This window comes from Pilosibacter sp. NGB245 (genome assembly GCF_057397225.1).
In genome coordinates, this window is the sequence record NZ_CM171584.1 from 261,447 (window position 1) to 280,716 (window position 19,270).

A 19,270-nucleotide genomic window follows, 5' to 3' on the forward strand; every position below is an offset into this window, starting at 1 on the left:
TATACTATTTCTATATCATATTTTCATAAATCAGACATCAACCCCACGAAACGGAGGTAGCTCCATGTATAACAGACACATCCGCCATCTTGTGACAGAGCTTGGAAACCGCCTGTCAGAGAAAGAATTTTTAAAAAAGATCGGCCTCAGCCGCCGCAGTATGCAGCAGCTGTTTGATAAAGACCGCTGGGAAGTGATCTTCGAGAAAGCCTTTCCGGTGACGAGACGCTTTTCCTGCGCGGAAATCCTGGAATTCTGCCGGGAAGATATGGAAAAGCTCGGAAATGAGCCGGAAGAGGGCTGGCTCTCCTTCACTTATAAATATGTGACACACATCCTGTATCCGGATGATGAATTCTCTGCGTCCGCGGCTCCCTGTGCGCCGTCTGCGCTCTACTTCTTAAATGTTCTCCAGTATTTCTTTGATGAAGAACGGAAAGTGATGCCGTTCGATCCATATGATGATTTCCGCTTTTTAACAAAAGAAGAATATGCGCATTTTGAGCGTGCGGATGAATATGAGCACTTTATCCGTGAGTTCCGCGACCAGTACGTCTACGAGATGATGCGGTTAAACCGTGAGGCGACGCCTTTCGAGACACTCGGTCATATCGCGGGTGTCCACTATGTTGCCATGACGGTAGCCCAGGGACTTTATGCGGCAGGCGTTCCGATCGATCTGGCGCTGGCATCCGGCGCGGCGGCCGGCCATGATCTCGGAAAATTCGGGTGCAAACCGAATGAGCGGGTTCCGTATCTGCACTATTATTATACGAACCAGTGGTTTACCGCCTACCATATGGAAGGGATCGGTCATATCGCTGCCAACCATTCAACCTGGGATCTGGAGCTTGACAACATCTCCGTGGAGTCCCTGGTGCTGATCTATGCGGACTTCCGTGTCAAGCAGATGCGCGGCGAGGACGGAAGAGAACTCACGAAGATCTATACACTGAAGGATTCCTTCGACGTCATCCTGTCCAAGCTCGACAACGTGGATGAAAAGAAACGGAACCGCTACCGTGTCGTTTACTCCCGTCTGTACGAATTTGAGCGCTACATGCGTTTAAAAGGCGTGGATGTGGACCTCACAGGCCATCCGGACCCGGCAGAAAAGCCGGTGGACATCGTCCTGCAGTCCGGAAAACAGGTGGTGCGCTCGTTTGTATTCTGGGGGATCGAGCACAACATCGACGTCATGCACCGGCTCGGCACCGAGCGCCAGTTCGGAAACATTCTCGAGGCGGCGCGGAGCGAGAAAGACTGGAAGAATGTCCGCGCATATTTAAACATGTTCAATGAATATTCGATTCACCTGAACCACCGCCAGAAAGAGCAGACGATCAGCTTCTTATATGAGCTCCTGTTAAACAGAGAGGGAGACATCCGCAGGCAGGCGGCGGCCCTGGTCGGAAAAATGTTCGCGGACTTCAACGCCGGATACCGGAAAGAACTTCCGAAAAACATGCCGGATCCGGATGACAAGACGGCTCTGACGCTCTGGGAAGAATACATGGCGCAGCTCGTATGCCCGGACTATCGCCTGACATTACAGCAGAAGCACCGGATCCAGAACTCCTTAAAATTTGTCATGATGTCTGCCATGGAGCGAAGCTCGGAGAAGGTCCGGGAGGAGCTGTTCGGGGTATTTATGAAATGGTTTGACAGAAAACACCGCCTCGTGGGGGATCCGGTCTTCTACCTTTTAGACTGCATCTTTTCCCTGCCGCTCGATCTCAGCAGCAAGGATGGACATCTGGAGAGCCTGATCAGTTTCGCGATCGAACACATGGAAGACGAGGATGAGAAGATCCAGATCGCTGCGGTCCGTGTCCTGAAAGTTTTGACGCAGGCGGTGACACCGGAGAGCGCGTGCTACCGGCTTGCCTGCGATGCGGCGAAAAAGATCGATCCGAAGACGATCACACTCCTCTTCCTGCAGTACCGGATCTTTACAAATCTGCGCCTTGATACGAGCAGACAGAGAGAAGTCCTGTACGGACATGACGTGGTTAGCGATATCTTCCTTGAAAACCTGAAATCGGCGACCCCGTGGATCTTAAAATCCGTCAATATCAAGTTGCTGGCAGATCAGGTGGACCATGGAAAACGAGAGCATCTGCTCCATATCTGTGCCCACTTCTCGAACCTCATCAAGGTCAGTGAGCAGGTCGGAGTCCGCCACGATGCGGGACGTGCACTCCTGCGCCTGGCCCACCTTCTGACGACGGACCAGAGGAACGAGATCGCGGTCGAGCTATTAAAAGGCCTGGAAGTCGGCGAGTACGAGTTCTCGAAGTATATTCCGGAATATCTCGGCGAATTTGCCTTGTGGCTTCCGCCGGAACAGCTCGATGACATTATTGAGCGCCTGCATATCCTGCTCGCGAACGGAAATGAGCGGATCGTGTCCGTCGCACTCGACACACTGGGGATCATTCTGGAGTGCTATTCCAGATATCCGGTCCGCTTCCAGGAGCCGGATGAGATCGCCGAGGACCGGAGGATGAAGATCCTGGGACTGATCTTAAGCTGCCTTGCAAACTACAGAGAACAGGTCCGCCAGGAGGCGCTTCTTGTGATCGGGCAGCATATTTTCGGCTCCCAGATCCTTGCAGAGCGCGATAAGAACCGGATGTTCTCTCTGTGTGCGAAAAAACTGCTGTTCCTCCTGAATGAGAATAAAGGCGGAGAGCTCAGCCTCTACTACCGTGCGGCGACCTTGTCCCACATCGGACGTTTCATCTCCCGCTACCAGCTCTTCGGCGGTGACGTGGAGACCATGACGAGAAATAAAGTGGCATTCTTCCCGGGGACCTTCGATCCGTTCACCCTGTCCCACAAGGAGATCGCCAGAAAGATCCGTGAACTCGGATTTACGGTATTTCTCGCGGTGGATGAATTTTCCTGGTCGAAGAAGACCCAGCCGCATCTGGTTCGCCGCCAGATCGTGAACATGTCGATCGCGGATGAATTTTATGTGCATCTGTTCCCGGACAACACGCCGGTCAATATCGCGAACCCGGCGGACCTTCGCAGATTGAAGGAAATGTTCCCGAATGAGGAACTCTACATCGTGGTCGGATCGGACGTCATCCACAATGCAAGTTCCTATAAGAAAGAGCCGGAAGAAAATTCGATCCATTTCTTCAATCACATCGTATTCCGACGGGCCGGAGAAGCACATCCGACCGAGGTCTACAATGAGATCAGGGGAAAAGTCGTGCAGCTGGAGCTGCCGCGCGAGCTGGAAGATATCAGCTCCACAAAGATTCGAGAGAACATCGATAACCACCGTGATATTTCCAGCCTGATCGATCCGGTTGTTCAGGAGTACATTTACCATAAGGGAATGTACCTGCGTGAGCCGGAGTTCAAGCCGATCCTGAGAGCGAAAGCGATCGCTTTTGAGAATGCCTCCGGAAGAGACCATGCGGTCCTGGACGAGCTCGGAAATACCGTCCTCTACGGACATCCGGATGCCCAGGCGATTTTCACGAGGATCCAGGTGGAGAACGACAGCCTGCTGATCCTGAGGAACACCGTGGAAGGCGAGCGGCCGGTCGGTTTTGCAAGCTACCGGGAGATCGGGAATGATGAGCTGTACGGAGTCTTAAAGGACATGGAGCTTGCGAATCTGGTGCGCGGAAAGAGCAGCCGGGAGATCCTCCTGATCACGGGGATTTACGCGAGAGAGGAGAATACCGGGGACAGCGAGATGATCCGGGATGCCGCACAGCAGCTCCTGGTGGAGGTCGTTGCGAAAGAGCTGGAGAAGAATTACAGCTTTGCGCTGTTCGTGGCAGAGCGCGGAACGGCGGCGAAGCATGTCGTGTACGCGCTGGAAAGACAGGGCTTTGTGCGTCCGCACCTGGCAGACGAAAATGACAAGAGGACGATCTACCTGGTCGACATGCATGAACCGCTCATGTTCCTGCATAACCTGGAGACAACGATCAAGGAACCGTTTGCCAGCAATCCGGCGGTCCTCAGGGCAATCGAGAAGAATCATAAGAAACTGCAGATCGCGATGACGAAGCTGTATCCGGGAAATCTCGTCCTTTCCTTATCCTCCGGAGTCATGCATCACCGCCTTGTGGACAGGATTACGTCGCTGAACGATGTGCCGAGAGAACCGCTCGTTCCGAGACGGCTCGGAAAGAACATGTGCGTTCCGTTCGGCAAGATCCTCAGAGGAAAAGTTGTCCCGAATACGGTGACAAAGACGCTGCACACGGATAAGGTCTATGAGCCGGATCTGGAAAGCTACACGATCGAGCCGTTCCCGTATTATTCACCGTTAAACAGTCAGATCGAGACGATCCGTTCCTTCGACCGTCCGGTAATCCTGGTCGACGACCTTGTCCACAAGGCAGACCGTCTCCGGGTACTCGTTCCGAAGCTCAGGGAGACGGGGATTCCGATCAAAAAAGTCGTTGTCGGAGTTCTGTCCGGCTACGGGCGGGATCTGATGCAGCAGCTGAAGGTGCCGGTCGAGAGCATCTACTCGATGCCGAATGTGCGCCAGTGGTTCGTGGAATCGACGCTGTACCCGTTTATCGGCGGTGACACGGTGCGCCGGGAGGAAATGAAAGTTGCGGGACTTCAGCCGTCCATCAACATGATCCTGCCGTATGCGACACCGAAGCTCTCCGGCTGCAGCAGGGAGGCACTGGTGGAGTTTTCGGCCTGCTGTATCGAGAATTCCAGGGATCTTTTACAGGTCCTGGAGGCGGAGTACCGGAAACAGTACGCGAAGAACCTGACGCTGTCGCGCCTCTCCGAGGCAGTCATCCTGCCGCTCTGCCCGGATAAGGGAAGCTGCATGGAGTACGATGAGAATCTCGCGGCATCGGTTTATCTGGAAAATGATCTGGAGATGCTGCAGAGGATGAGAAAGTTTATGGTAACGATCCAGTAGGTCTGTGTATTGACTGTACTGACTGTAAAAACGGACTTGCAGGAAAAAGTCTTGTTGACGGAAGGTGTTATGAACCAGAGATACACACCGGCATCGACCGGGGCAGAGATATCTTAATGGAGTTCTGCCTGCAGATATGAAACTCGCGAAGCGTGTTTTCACTTGTTGATAGTAAAATAGAGAGGGGCATCATAAAATGGTTACATATTATAAGATCGGGGATGCGTTCTGCGCGTCCGTTCACGGCAATCTGCCGTATGAAAAAACAGAAAAACCGGCAGCGGGAACGAAGCTTACCTGGCTGTTTACCGGAGATCCGGGAAGCCGCCGCGCGTCATTTCTTGTCGATCACCCGGCGGAACTCTTTGCAGAAAAAGAGGATGTCAGCTGGTTAAATACAAACAGATTGGATGCGTCCGCAACTGACGGACAGATCGGGGAGCTCCCGCAGGAAGTCATGGACCAGATCAAGACCGGGACACTCCGCGCGGTCAACGCATCCCATCCGAAATTTAAGGAAATCCTGGCATACGAGCCGAAAGACGGCAAAAAGCGTGTCCATGTGCTGGCGATCGGCGATGTCGGAAGCATGCTTTTGACAGGACTTCACCTTCTCGGCGGAGATGTGATCTCCTCGATCGGGATCTGCGATATCTCCGACAAAGTGACCGCCCGCTGGGAGTTTGAGGAGAACCAGATTGCATATCCGTGGGACTACGACGCGATGCCGGAGGTGGATGTCGTGGCCCCGGAACATCTCTTTGACTGCGATGTGTTCGTATTTGTCGCGTCAAAGGGAATCCCACCGGTCGGCTCCGGCGTCAAGGACGTCCGCATGTACCAGTTTGAGAATAACTCGAAGATCATCGGCCATTACGCGAAGATGGCGAGAGAGAAGAACTTTAAGGGACTTTTCTGCGCGGTATCTGATCCGGTCGATCCGCTTGCAAAGACCGCATTTCTCGAGAGCAATAAGAATGAGGCCGGGGAATATGACTGGATGGGACTTCTCCCGGAGCAGATCCAGGGATTCGGTCTCGGAGTCATGAATGCCCGGGCTGCATATTATGCAAAACGCGATCCGAGATTCAAACAGTTCCTGACAGAGGGGCGTTCCTTCGGACCGCACGGACAGGACCTTGTCATTGCGGATTCCATCGAAAATTACAACGATGAGCTCTCGAAAGAGCTGACAAACCTGACTGTCACCGCAAACCTTCACATGCGCGCCATCGGCTACAAACCGTTTGTCGCACCGGCATTCTCTTCCGGCGCGATCTCGATCTTAATGACGTTGAGAAAACAGTGGCACTGCGGATCCGTCTTCCTCGGCGGCGTCTACATGGGCGTGAAGAACCGCTATACGGATCATGGGATCGAGACGGAGGCACTGGCGCTGCCGGAAAAGCTGTACGAGAGGATCGAATTTGCGGCGGAGAACCTGGCGAAGATCGTGTAGAGGATGGGGAACGCATATTGTTTCTTTTTTATAGGAGAGTGAGACATCATGGAGAACGACAGATTACTTGTATTGTACCCGCAAAAACGTGGTTCGGAGAAAGAGCGGGCGCGGCTGGATGAGGTTTTAGAGGCGGCACTGGACGGGATCGATGCAGAGATCGTAGAGAACATGGATCTCCTGGAACAGGATCCGGAAAGATACCGGGGACGGCGGCTCCTGTTCACAGTTCCGCTCGGAAAAAACGGCATCAACCGCGGTTACTATGAAGTCCTCGCCTGGCTGCGCGGCGGTGAACAGGTCCTTTCCGGTGCTGTCGGCGGCATGATCATCGATGCGGAGAGTGAATTTTACACGAAAGCGACGGCGCGGGAGCTGGCGGTCGCGGCGAACCGTGCCGGCTGCGCGTTTGTCGGACGGCCGCTGGTGGAAGGAACTGCCTCTCTCGACAACTATCTGATCCAGGCTGCGAACATGAACACGGACCGGTTCGGTGCCTATAAAAAGAGTGCGCAGATCCTGGCTCATGAGATCCTGGAGACAGAGTGGGAGCCGAAGAAAGAAGCACATCTGCTGGTGCTCCACGCTTCCAACCATAGAACGTCCAATACGCTGGCGATCTGGCAGAAGGTGAAGGAACAACTGGATGATCGGATCAAGATCCAGGAGGTCAACCTGCGGAACGGTACGCTTGTGGACTGCTCGGGATGCCCGTATCAGATGTGTCTGCATTTTGGTGAACAGGGAAAGTGTTTCTACGGCGGAGCCATGGTGGAAGCAATCTATCCGGCGGTCAAGTGGGCGGACGCGATCCTGCTCCTCTGTCCAAACTATAATGATGCGCTTTCGGCCAATATGACGGCCTTCATCAACCGGCTGACGGCGTTGTTCCGTACAACGAGATTTTACGATAAGGCGCTGTTTGCGATCATCGTATCCGGATATTCGGGGAGTGATCTCCTCGCCGGTCAGCTCGTCACGGCGTTAAACATGAACAAGACGTTCTATCTCCCGGGCAACTTCTGTATGATGGAGACGGCGAACAACGCCGGAGCGGCGATGAAGCTGCCGGGGATCGAAGACAGGATAAGGGAGTTCAGTGAGAGAGTCACGGATACATTGTTGGAGAAAACGCAGAAATAAAGATAAGTGAAAGGCAGACTGAAAATAGAACTGTATAGGTATGGCGGCACAGAAGAGAAAACTGTGCCGCCATATTTTATCTCAGTCAGATAAGACTTCCGCTTTTTTGGATGGTGGATAATACAGATTCATCTTAGTGGGAGGAGTATGATTTCTGCTCGACATGAATTTTGAGATATTGTAATAATTGCACAACATATGCATATATGTACAATTTAAAAGTATAATCATGCACAAATAATCGCAACAATTTTATAATTTTAAGTAATTGCACATCAATACTTTATATTATGGAAGCAAACACGGCTGATTGCGATAAAGATAAGAAAAGAGTCGAAATTTCAGACGTTTACCAAAATTAACAAAATTTGTTGCAAAAGTTACAGACGCGCTGTATAATAAATTTGTAAGCTTCCTTTGTTAAAAACTGAACAAAGGAACAGAAAAAAGGAGGTAGAAAGATATGAGAAAGAGATTTTCCGCAGCAATTGCCCTTGCACTGTCCTGTGCGATGATGTTGACCGCCTGCTCCGGCAGCAAACCGGCAGAGACAACCGCAGCCGCAGCTGATACAACAGCAGCCGCAGCAGAGACAACCGCAGCCGCAGCTCCGAGTGGTGACGTTCAGAAGCTGACAATGGGAACCGGCGGTACAACCGGTACATATTACGCGTACGGCGGCGTAATCGCGAATGTCCTTAACAGCAAAGACATCGGTGTAAACATCAATGTACAGTCCACCGGTGCTTCAAAAGCAAATATCTACCTTGTAAATGACGGTGAAGCAGATCTCGCAACGGTACAGAACGACGTTATGGATTATGCTTACAACGGAACCGACCTTTTCGCAGAAGAAGGTGCAGCAAAAGACTTTACAGCAGTTGCAGCCCTCTACGCTGAGGTTTGCCAGATCGTTACATCCGGTGATATCAAATCAGTCGACGAGTTAAAAGGCAAGAGAGTATCCGTTGGTGACGCCGGATCCGGTGTTGAATTCAACGCTCGTCAGATCCTTGAAGCTTACGGCATCTCCTTCGACGATATCCAGGTCAACAACCTTGGTTTCGGTGATTCCGCAGATGCATTAAAAGATGGCAAGATCGATGCTTTCTTCTGTACAGCAGGTGCTCCGACAACAGCGATCGTAGAGCTCGCTACAACAAACACGATCAACCTTCTTACTGTAGACGATGAGCATGCAAAGATCCTTGCTGATGCACATCCGTTCTACACAACTTATAGTATTCCGGGCGGCTCCTACAAGGGCGTTGACGACGATGTACAGACTGTAGCGATCAAAGCTACTCTGATCGCATCTCCGAAGCTTTCTGAAGAGACCGTTTACAATATCACAAAAGCTATCTTCGAGAACAAAGATGAAATCGCTGCTACCCATGCAAAGGGCGAAGAGCTTGATCTCGATTATGCAGTTTCCGGTATTTCTGTTCCGTTCCATCCGGGTGCTGAGAAGTACTTCAAAGAAGTTGGAGCGATCAAGTAATTACCTTGAAAAACAGGAAAGCAAGATTCTTTACAGCGGCGGCAATAATCACGGCAATTATTGCCGCCGTTCTTGCATATACCTTTCGAAGCGGGGACTGTCTGGTCTTAAGGAACGGGGACACGAATGAAGAGCTTGCCCGCTTCCGGGTAAAAGAGGGGGATGAATTCTCAGTGACGTTCATCCACTCGGTCAATCAGTATCCGCTGACGGATGTCTACCAGATCCGCGACCATAAAATCTATGTGGTCCGCACCATCTACAACAACTTTGGCGCGGGCGTCCAGACGGAGCTCGAGGATGGGCAGACACTGACGTATGATGAAAACGGGGAGATGGTCATTTCCGGATTTGATAAGGAGATGCCGTATCTTTCGTACATCGTGGGTACGGTCTCGGACCATACACTCACGATCCATGGAAAAGAAATCAGTCTGAGGGAACTCTGCGGGCGAAACAGTAAAGTAGAGTTCTCGTGTGAACATAAAGGACTCTGAGACAGAAAACGTGAACAAAAGGCAGAAAGCATTCCGGAACTCTTCAGGGGTGTGAGGGAGGAAGAACGGAATGTGAAAAAAAGGAGGGATTTGTATGGCAGAGAAAGACAATATGAAAGTCAACACATCTCCTGTTTCGGATGTTGAGACCGGTACCGCGGAAGACGTCGAAGCCATCATGAAAAAGTATGATCGTGAATCGAATACCCGAGTCTGGGAAGGCGTTCCAAAACAGGTGATCCGCTATCTTCTGGCAGCATTTTCACTGTTAATGCTCTACATGAACCTGTTTGCAAACTGGGATGAGCGTGTGCGCCGTTCTCTTTTTGTAGGCGTTGTTATCATCCTTTCGTTCCTCATATATCCGATGAAGAAAGGCAGCACAAAGAAAAATTCGATCCCGATCTACGATATTATCCTCATGGTACTCGGAGCGGGTGCTTATTTCTACTTCGTTATCAACTTTAAAACGATCATCGGTCATGCGACCCGAATCAGCCAGACGGAGGTTATCGTCGGCGTGATCGGTATCCTGATCCTCGCAGAGACCTGCCGCCGCGTTGTCGGTATCCCGATCCTCTGTGTAGCGACATTCTTTATCTGCTACGCATTCTACAACGGACTCGGACAGGGCAGAGAATTTGCAGTCGTTTTAAAATCTGTTGTATACAACCTGTTCTACACGACAGGCGGTGTCATCGGTACTCCGATCGGTGTCTGCTCGACGTACATCGCACTGTTTATCCTGTTCGGTGCCTTCCTTGAGGCGACGGGAATTTCCGAGTTCTTTATCCAGCTCGCAAACTCCTTAGCAGGCGCTTCCACCGGCGGCCCGGCAAAGGTAGCCGTTATCTCCTCCGCTCTCTGCGGTATGGTATCCGGAAGCTCTGTTGGTAATACCGTAACAACCGGTTCCGTAACGATCCCGTTAATGAAAAAGACCGGTTACGAAGGCGAATTCGCAGGAGCCGTTGAGGCAGCTTCCTCCACCGGCGGACAGATCATGCCGCCGATCATGGGTGCCGCTGCATTCTTAATGGCTGAGATGGTAGGCGTCCAGTACGGCGAGATCGCGATGAGAGCGATCTTCCCGGCACTTCTTTATTTCACAGGTATCTTCATCACAGTACACCTGGAAGCAAAGAGACTTGGTTTAAAGGGTATCCCGAAGGATGAGCTCCCGAAATTCGGACCGTTATTCCTTCGTCAGGGTTATCTTCTTATTCCGCTGGTTGCCCTTGTTGCAATGGTTATGATGGGCTACACGATGTCCCGTGCAGCGATCATCGCTACCGCCCTTGCAATCCTTGTCAGCATGCCGAATAAAGAAACAAGAATGAACCCGACAAGATTCATCAACGCGTTGGAGGCAGGTGGTAAGAATACACTTTCCGTAGCTGTTGCCTGCGGCGTTGCCGGAATCATCGCCGGTGTCGTAACAATGACCGGTCTTGGACAGCTTCTGATCTCCGCAATCGTCGGTGTTGCCGGTGACCGCGTGATCGTAGCTCTGTTCCTTACTATGTTAACCTGTATCGTTCTTGGTATGGGCGTTCCGACAACTGCAAACTACATCATTATGGCTACCACATGTGCACCGATCCTTGTAAACGGTATGGGAATCAACAAGATCGCTGCCAACATGTTCGTATTCTACTTCGGTATCGTAGCAGATATCACACCGCCGGTTGCTCTTGCAGCTTACGCAGGATCCGCGATCGCGAAATCTAACCCGATGAAGACCGCGTTAAACGCATCCCGTCTTGCGATCGCAGCGTTCATCGTACCGTATATCTTCGCATTCAACCCGGCAATGCTCTTCATTGATACCGGTGTTCTCGGAGTTGTGACGATCATCATTACCTCCCTGATCGGACTGTTCGGTGTTGCAGCAGGTCTTGAAGGCTACATGTTTGCGAACCTGAATGTGATCGAGAGACTCTTATCCATCGTCGGAGGTCTCTGCCTGATCATTCCGGGAACCGTGACAGACCTTGTCGGCATCGTTCTCGTCGGAATTTCAGCGGCACTGCAGATGATGAAAAAGAAGAAAGCGGCTGTGGCATAGAAGAAATGGATGAAAGTTATATCGGAGTATATTGCAAAGAAAATTTGCATATGATATAATGGCTAAGAAAGAAATAGAACATAGTTCAAATTTACACAAAATGAAACCCCTCAGAGCGGCATCTCTGAGGGGTTTCTTCTCGTTTTATGTAGTTGAGCATCTACAGGTTAGTTACCGATCCAGTTTACTGTTTAACCATTTGATGATGTAGTGACATACCACACCAGCCATGACAGCAACTATAAAAGAAAAAACATAATCCAAATTTACACCTCCTTTCTGTCACCAGATTGGAGTGGGTAACGAGACGAGTATATCATAGGCAGGAGAAAATTGATAGTTACTCCAGTATAAAACAGAGATAAAAAATAGACTTTTGTGAGGAAGATTTGTGTATGAGGAGATCCCTGTTTTCATTGATTTTATCTTGCAAGCGACATTAAAGTATGCTACACTTTCCGTAAAGTTTACCACTGTATCTGCGTAAAGAGAGGAAGGAAAAACGATGGAATTATTATATGGAAGTACCCGCGGCGGGGAGACTGGCGTGACAGCATCCCAGGCGGTATTAAAAGGACTTGCAAATGACGGCGGTCTCTATGTTCCGGAGCGCATTCCGACACTGGATGTGACGATGGACGAGCTTGCCGGAATGACATATCAGGAGACTGCTTATGCGGTAATGAAGCAGTTCTTAACAGACTATACGGAAGAAGAATTAAAATACTGCATTTCCCGTGCTTACGATGAGAAATTCGACACCGAGGAGATCGCTCCACTTGCAAAGGCAGACGGAATGTATTTCCTGGAGCTGTTCCACGGAAAAACGATCGCATTCAAGGACATGGCACTCTCGATCCTGCCGTACCTTATGACAACAGCTGCAAAGAAAAACCATGCGAAAAATGAGATCGTGATCCTGACAGCAACCTCCGGTGATACAGGAAAAGCAGCGATGGCCGGCTTCGCCGATGTACCGGGAACAAGGATCATCGTATTCTACCCGAAGAACGGTGTCAGTCGCGTCCAGGAACTCCAGATGCTGACCCAGAAAGGTGCAAACACATCCGTAGTCGGGATCGAAGGAAACTTTGACGACGCCCAGACCGGCGTCAAGAAGATCTTCGGAGACAAAGAATTCGCGAAAGAACTGGATGCAATGGGATTCCAGCTCTCCTCCGCAAACTCCATCAATATCGGCCGTCTCGTTCCGCAGGTTGTTTACTATGTATACGCATATGCGAAACTTCTCGCAAACGGCGAGATCGCAAAGGATGAGAAGGTCAACGTTGTTGTGCCGACCGGAAACTTTGGAAATATTTTGGCAGCATATTTCGCAAAACAGATGGGCGTTCCGTTTGGAAAGCTGATCTGCGCGTCCAACGACAATAAGGTCCTGTATGATTTCTTCCAGACAGGAACCTATGATAAAAACCGCGAGTTTATCCTGACCACATCCCCGTCCATGGACATCCTCGTTTCCAGCAACTTAGAGCGCCTGCTCTACTTAAGCTGCGGAAGAGATGCCGCAAAGACAAAGGAACTGATGGAGCAGCTCTCAAAGAACGGAAAATACGAGATCACACCGGAGATGAAGGAGTTCATGAAAGACTTCTCCGCCGGTTATGCAGATATGGAAGAGAACGCGAAGGAGATCAAGAAGGTATTCGACGATACCGGATATCTGATCGATACCCACACAGGCGTTGCAGCAGCCGTTTACGAACAGTATAAGGCGAAGACCGGCGATGCCACAAAGACTGTTATCGCGTCCACGGCAAGCCCGTACAAGTTCTCCAGAAGCGTTATGGAGGCAGTTCTCGGAAAGAAAGAGGATGCCGACGAGTTCGCTCTGATCGACGAGATGGAGCGCATTTCCGGCGTGAAGATCCCGCAGGCGATCGAGGAGATCCGCGATGCAAAGATCCTCCACAACCGTCAGTGCAAGCCGGAGGAAATGGAAGAAACTGTGAAACAAACCTTTTCAAAGTAGGGTAAATCGGTTATAATAAAATTATCATGACAACAGTACCTGTTGGGAATAGATGGCATCTGCTCCGCATATAAATGGAAACAGACGGAAGATCCGGCGGGACAGGCTGTTCTGTCAAAATAACGATTCAAATGGAGGCCTATATGTTAGTAACAGCGAAAGAAATGCTTGAGAAAGCAAGAGATGGCAAGTACGCAGTAGGACATTTCAACATCAACAACCTTGAGTGGACAAAAGCAATCCTGCAGACGGCAGAAGAGCTGAGATCCCCGGTTATCCTGGGTGTTTCAGAGGGCGCAGGAAAATATATGACAGGCTTTAAGACCGTAGTAGGAATGGTAAACGGAATGTTAGAAGAGATGAAGATCACTGTTCCGGTTGCGCTTCACTTAGACCATGGTACTTACGAGGGATGCTTAAAGTGCATTGATGCCGGATTCTCCTCCATCATGTTCGACGGTTCTCATTACCCGATCGAAGAGAACGTTGAAAAGACAAAAGAACTGATCCGTATCTGCCGTGAGAAGGGAATGTCCCTTGAGGCAGAGGTTGGCGCGATCGGCGGCGAGGAAGACGGCGTGATCGGTATGGGCGAGTGCGCAGATCCGAACGAGTGTAAGATGATCGCTGACCTCGGCGTTGATATGTTAGCAGCAGGTATCGGCAACATCCACGGAAAATATCCGGCAAACTGGAAGGGCTTAAGCTTTGAGACACTTGCAGCCGTAAAAGAAAAGGTTGGCGATATGCCGCTCGTTCTTCACGGCGGTACCGGTATTCCGGAAGATATGATCAAGAAAGCAATCTCCCTCGGCGTAGCAAAGATCAACGTTAATACCGAGTGCCAGCTTGCGTTCGCGGACGCTACAAGAAAGTACATCGAAGCAGGAAAAGACCTTGAAGGAAAGGGATTCGACCCGAGAAAACTTCTCGCTCCGGGCTTCGACGCAATTAAAGAGACCGTTAAGACAAAAATGGAGTTATTCGGTTCTGTCGGCAAAGCTGACTGATCCGTTTAGCTTGCATTATCATGCAGTTAAAGAAATGTTCTCCCTCGCAGCAGGGAGAACATTTTTTCAAGCCAGTATTTTCCTACTGATCAGTGCAGTAGATGCGCAGACTTGCTGAATCGTTACGATTTTTGAACCAAATCCGTCTGATCCTGGTCTTTTTGCGGAAAGAGCCGGAGTATCAGGTAATTGCATACAGGATAAAACGTATGATTTTTCCGACAGCCGTGATCAGCTGTAGCCGTGTGTTTTACGCGCGTGACGCAGCAAAATGCCCCATACGGCGGCTGGCTATTTATACAGAAACGAGGAGGAGCAGTTTATGAGTGAAAACATCAATGTAGAAGCGATCTTCGGAGAGAATGTGTTCAACGACTCCGTGATGAAAGAACGTCTCCCGAAGAGTGTCTACAAAAAGTTAAAGCAGACCATCGAGGATGGCAGCGAACTGGACCCGACGATCGCTGACGTGGTTGCCCATGCGATGAAAGACTGGGCAGTCGACAACGGTGCGACCCATTATACCCACTGGTTCCAGCCGCTGACCGGCGTGACCGCCGAGAAACATGATTCCTTTATCGGAAATTTTGATTCCCAGGGAAAAGTTCTGATGGATCTTTCTGGAAAAGAACTGATCAAGGGTGAGACCGACGGTTCTTCTTTCCCGTCCGGCGGTCTGCGCGCGACCTTCGAGGCCCGCGGATATACTGCCTGGGACTGCACTTCCCCGGCGTTCTTAAAGAAAGACGCAACTGGCGTAACACTCTGTATCCCGACCGCGTTCTGCTCCTACAGAGGCGAAGCGCTCGATAAAAAGACCCCGCTTCTCCGTTCTATGCAGGCCATCGACAAAGAGGCGACAAGAATCTTCCACCTCTTCGGACACGCAGAAGTAAAGCGTGTCACTCCGTCCGTAGGACCGGAGCAGGAGTATTTCCTGATCGATCGCGACAAATATTTAAAGAGAAAAGACCTGATCTACACCGGACGTACCTTATTCGGCGCGATGCCGCCGAAGGGACAGGAGATGGATGACCACTATTACGGTGTTATCCGCGAGCGGATCGGTTCCTATATGAAAGAGTTAAATGAAGAGCTCTGGAAGCTGGGCGTTACCGCAAAGACCCAGCACAACGAGGTCGCTCCGGCACAGCATGAACTCGCAACGATCTACACAAAGGCAAACCTTGCCGTTGACCACAACCAGCTCGTTATGGAAACAATGAAAAAGGTTGCAAGCCGTCACGGAATGGCGTGCCTGCTCCATGAAAAACCGTTCCAGGGCGTCAATGGTTCCGGTAAACATAACAACTGGTCCCTGGCTTCCGACACCGGCATCAACATGCTGGATCCGGGCGTGACTCCGCATGAGAATATCCAGTTCCTGCTTGTTCTTGCCTGCATTATGAAAGCAGTTGACCGCCATGCGGATCTGCTCCGCCAGTCTGCGGCTGTTCCGGGCAACGACTACCGTCTCGGCGCTCAGGAGGCACCGCCAGCGATCATCTCCATCTTCGTAGGTGAGCAGCTTGAGGATGTGATCGACCAGCTGATTTCTACAGGTTCCGCGACTCACTCAAAGATCGGCGGTACCTTAAAGACCGGTGTTACGACACTTCCGGATTTCGATAAAGATGCGACAGACAGAAACCGTACATCCCCGTTCGCATTCACCGGAAACAAGTTTGAGTTCCGTATGGTCGGTTCCTCCGACTCCGTTTCCTCCGCAAACGTTGTGTTAAATACGATCGTTGCAGAGGCATTCAAGGAAGCTGCCGATGAACTTGAAAAGGCAGAGGATTTCGACCTTGCGGTTCATGATATGATCAAGAAACTTCTCGCTGAGCACCGCCGTATCATCTTCAACGGCAACGGCTACAGTGAGGCGTGGGTGGAAGAGGCAGAGCGCCGCGGACTCCCGAACTTAAAGTGCATGGTGGATTCCATCCCGGCACTTGTGACCGAGAAAGCGTTCAAACTGTTCGGCGATTTCGGTGTATACACGAAGGAAGAGCTTGTTGCGAGAGCGGAGATCGAGTATGAATCCTACGCGAAATCCGTCAATATCGAGGCGAAATCCATGATCAACATTGCCGGAAAGCAGCTGATCCCGGCGGTTGTCCGCTATACGACAGTTCTCGCACAGTCCTTAAGCGCTGTGAAGACTGCATGCCCGGAAGCTGACAACAGCGTCCAGACAGAGCTTCTCATCGAAGTTTCCGACCTGCTCTCCGACATGAAAGTTGCCCGTGCGAAACTTGAGGACCTTGTAGAAGAGTATCAGCACATCGACAGCATGGAAAAACGCGCCCACTTCTGCTACGACGAGATCATCCCGGCGATGCAGGCACTCCGCAGCCCGGCCGACCAGCTCGAAATGATCGTCGACAAAGAATACTGGCCGATCCCGAGTTATGGGGATATGATCTTTGAGGTGTAAAAAACCTTGGAGAAGGATAGATAGAAGATAATAAAAGCGCCGTCTCACTGGATTTTTACCAATGAGATGGCGCTTTTTTCGTCTTATTTCGGCCCACCCGTCTGATATTCAGTCAGATTCGATGATGAAGAGGAAGAACCTGAACTTCCCGGAACGGTCGTACCGGAAGAACCGGAACTATAGTTATAGTTTGTATTGGAGCTTCCCGGCCCGGTCATGCTGCCAGTGTTTGTATAATAATTGTTGCTGCCGGTTGTATTGCCGCTCGGGGCTGTAGTTGATGCAGAGCCAGAGCTGGAGCTGGAAGTTCCCGGTCCGCCGGTCTGGTAATTACCAGCCGACATACCCGTATTCGTCTGGGAAGATCCAGGGGTCGTGGAACCAGTCGTAGTCGTTGTCGAACCGCCCGGCGCGGATCCCGCCGCAGCATTTCCGCTTCCGCTATTACCCGTGGTAATGCCGTTCTGCGCATTCCCCGCCGCCGGAGTACCCATATAATTTCCGTTTGCCACAATTCCGCCTGTTCCCGGTGTATAGACACTGCCCGCGGAACCACCGTCGATCGCGGATGTCTCGCTCAGGCACACACCGCTCTGATTGAAGGTATAGTTTACATTATTTACAACAAACGATCCGTTGGCGATCATCTTTCCATCTGCCGGATTCAGATAATAATATTTTCCGCCGTCGTTCAGCCAGCCCGTGATCATATGTCCGGCCTGATTGAAATAATACCAGCTCTTATCGATCTGCTTCCAGCCCACCGCCATCACACCGGACACGGTGTCCATATAATACTTGTTCGTTCCGTCGCTCTGCCAGCCGATGACCATCCGCCCATCTGTGTGGAGATAGTAGAACTTTCCGTCAAGCTGCATCCATCCGGTCATCAGCTTTCCTTCGTTATTGAAGTAATACCAGTAACCGTCAAGCTTCGTCCACCCGGCCGCCATCGCGCCGCTGGCGTCAAAGTAGTACAGCAGTCCGTCGATGGTCTGCCAACCGGTCACCATTGTTCCATCCTGCTGGAGGAAATACCGCTTTCCATCGATATCCGCCCATCCGCGGACAAGCTTTCCGTTGCCGTTAAAGTAGTAATACTTCCCGTCCATCTTCCGCCAACCGGTCACCATAGAGCCGTTGCCGCGCATATAGTAATAATCGTTTCCGATCCGCAGCCATCCGGTCACCATCGCGCCGTTTAACAGGTAATAATACGTTCCATCAACCTGAATCCAGTCCTTCGCCATCGTACCGTTGGAGTTTAAGTAATACCACGCGTCCTCCGCCTTCAGCCATCCGGTCTTCATCTGTCCGGTAGTAGGGAGAAGGTAGTAATACTGGTTGTCGAGAAGCAGCCAGCCCTTAAACTGGGTTCCGTCCGCGTTCAGATAATACCAGCTCTGCCCGTCATTGATCCAGCCTGTCTGCTTTACATAATTCTTATAATAATACCATTTATCCCCGATCAGCCGCCACCGGTTCGCCGGAAGCTTGCTGCTCAGATCCTTAAAGGTAAAGTTGATATCCACATTTCCGCTGATACCATTTACCGTTCCCTGGTTCGACGCCTGCCACATTGCCGCACCCTGGTAAGTCGGCTTCGAATCATAACGGGCAACCCACACGTCATAGTGGACCTTCGTCATGTCGATCTTATTGCTGATCCAGTAATCATTCGTGTAGACCATCGGATAATATCCAGCCGTCTCCACCTTCTTACAGAATGTGTTGATAATATCGGAGACCTGTGCCGGAGTCAGGCTGTTCATTTCCTGCGCCTCCACATCGAGAACTACCGGGTAGGAGATTGGATAATCTTTGATGAGATTCAGGACAAAATCCGCGTCAGATTCCGCCATCGCTGTAGTCGTCGCGTAGGAATAAAGGTAAACACCGACGCGGAGTCCCGCCGCCGCTGCTCCACGCACATTCGTATCAAAATACGGATCCACCGCATTGTTGTACCGCGTTCCGATCATCGCAAACTGGATATCATCAGCGGCGACCGCGGACCAGTTGATATTCTGCTGCCACTGGGAAACATCGACACCCCGGGACAGGATACCGGTAAGCACGGAACCATCACTTCCAATATAGGAGCCGGACGCGTTCTTCTGCCAGGAAGCCGCCCATACCGGAACCGCCGGACTTACCGCGGAAAAAGCCATGACGGCACTTAAAAGAACCGCCGCCGCTCGTTTCTTTTGTCTCATGGAAATCCCCCTTTAAAAGTTG

Annotated in this window: 10 protein-coding genes; 9 read left to right on the forward strand and 1 reads right to left on the reverse strand. The window is 51.0% G+C overall.

Features of this window, described 5'->3' with window-relative positions; genetic code table 11:
• Positions 1–64 precede the first annotated feature (64 nt).
• From ACXMYH_RS01195 to ACXMYH_RS01235, 9 genes are all read left to right on the forward strand, one after another.
• A complete protein-coding gene (locus tag ACXMYH_RS01195) occupies positions 65–4,921 on the forward strand; it encodes a nicotinate-nicotinamide nucleotide adenylyltransferase (protein ID WP_405578701.1) in 4,857 nt (1,618 codons plus the stop codon).
• Positions 4,922–5,117: 196 nt separating this feature from the next.
• The gene (locus ACXMYH_RS01200) at positions 5,118–6,380 is read left to right on the forward strand and encodes a lactate dehydrogenase (RefSeq protein WP_118513678.1); all 1,263 of its coding nucleotides are present in this window, start codon (positions 5,118–5,120) and stop codon (positions 6,378–6,380) included.
• Positions 6,381–6,428: 48 nt separating this feature from the next.
• Complete coding sequence (locus ACXMYH_RS01205) at positions 6,429–7,523, forward strand: flavodoxin family protein (RefSeq protein WP_405578698.1); 1,095 nt, start codon at positions 6,429–6,431, stop codon at positions 7,521–7,523.
• 463 nt (positions 7,524–7,986) lie between these two features.
• Positions 7,987–9,024, forward strand: a complete 1,038-nt coding sequence (locus ACXMYH_RS01210) for a TAXI family TRAP transporter solute-binding subunit (RefSeq protein ID WP_118298372.1) — start codon at positions 7,987–7,989, stop codon at positions 9,022–9,024.
• Between the two features lie 5 nt (positions 9,025–9,029).
• Positions 9,030–9,521 carry a DUF1850 domain-containing protein gene (locus ACXMYH_RS01215; protein WP_182426839.1) on the forward strand — a complete coding sequence of 164 codons (492 nt, stop codon included), beginning with the start codon at positions 9,030–9,032 and terminating at the stop codon, positions 9,519–9,521.
• A gap of 94 nt (positions 9,522–9,615) precedes the next feature.
• Positions 9,616–11,589, forward strand: a complete 1,974-nt coding sequence (locus ACXMYH_RS01220) for a TRAP transporter permease (protein WP_118532596.1) — start codon at positions 9,616–9,618, stop codon at positions 11,587–11,589.
• A gap of 505 nt (positions 11,590–12,094) precedes the next feature.
• Entirely contained in the window at positions 12,095–13,582 is a 1,488-nt protein-coding gene (thrC, locus tag ACXMYH_RS01225) for a threonine synthase (RefSeq protein ID WP_486555346.1), read from the forward strand.
• Positions 13,583–13,725: 143 nt separating this feature from the next.
• Entirely contained in the window at positions 13,726–14,592 is an 867-nt protein-coding gene (fba, locus tag ACXMYH_RS01230) for a class II fructose-1,6-bisphosphate aldolase (RefSeq protein WP_486555347.1), read from the forward strand.
• A gap of 322 nt (positions 14,593–14,914) precedes the next feature.
• A complete protein-coding gene (locus ACXMYH_RS01235) occupies positions 14,915–17,032 on the forward strand; it encodes a glutamine synthetase III family protein (protein ID WP_486555348.1) in 2,118 nt (705 codons plus the stop codon).
• 83 nt (positions 17,033–17,115) lie between these two features.
• Here the strand turns inward: ACXMYH_RS01235 and ACXMYH_RS01240 are convergent, their stop codons facing one another.
• Positions 17,116–19,248 carry a glycoside hydrolase family 25 protein gene (locus ACXMYH_RS01240; RefSeq protein ID WP_486555349.1) on the reverse strand — a complete coding sequence of 711 codons (2,133 nt, stop codon included), beginning with the start codon at positions 19,246–19,248 and terminating at the stop codon, positions 17,116–17,118.
• Positions 19,249–19,270 lie beyond the last annotated feature (22 nt).

Coding starts and splice junctions, on each gene's coding strand:
- ACXMYH_RS01220 (WP_118532596.1), top strand. CDS start 9,616: ATGGCAGAGAAAGACAATATGAAAGTCAACACATCTCCTGTTTCGGAT.
- ACXMYH_RS01195 (WP_405578701.1), top strand. CDS start 65: ATGTATAACAGACACATCCGCCATCTTGTGACAGAGCTTGGAAACCGC.
- fba (WP_486555347.1), top strand. CDS start 13,726: ATGTTAGTAACAGCGAAAGAAATGCTTGAGAAAGCAAGAGATGGCAAG.
- ACXMYH_RS01235 (WP_486555348.1), top strand. CDS start 14,915: ATGAGTGAAAACATCAATGTAGAAGCGATCTTCGGAGAGAATGTGTTC.
- ACXMYH_RS01240 (WP_486555349.1), bottom strand. CDS start 19,248: ATGAGACAAAAGAAACGAGCGGCGGCGGTTCTTTTAAGTGCCGTCATG.
- ACXMYH_RS01210 (WP_118298372.1), top strand. CDS start 7,987: ATGAGAAAGAGATTTTCCGCAGCAATTGCCCTTGCACTGTCCTGTGCG.
- thrC (WP_486555346.1), top strand. CDS start 12,095: ATGGAATTATTATATGGAAGTACCCGCGGCGGGGAGACTGGCGTGACA.
- ACXMYH_RS01200 (WP_118513678.1), top strand. CDS start 5,118: ATGGTTACATATTATAAGATCGGGGATGCGTTCTGCGCGTCCGTTCAC.
- ACXMYH_RS01205 (WP_405578698.1), top strand. CDS start 6,429: ATGGAGAACGACAGATTACTTGTATTGTACCCGCAAAAACGTGGTTCG.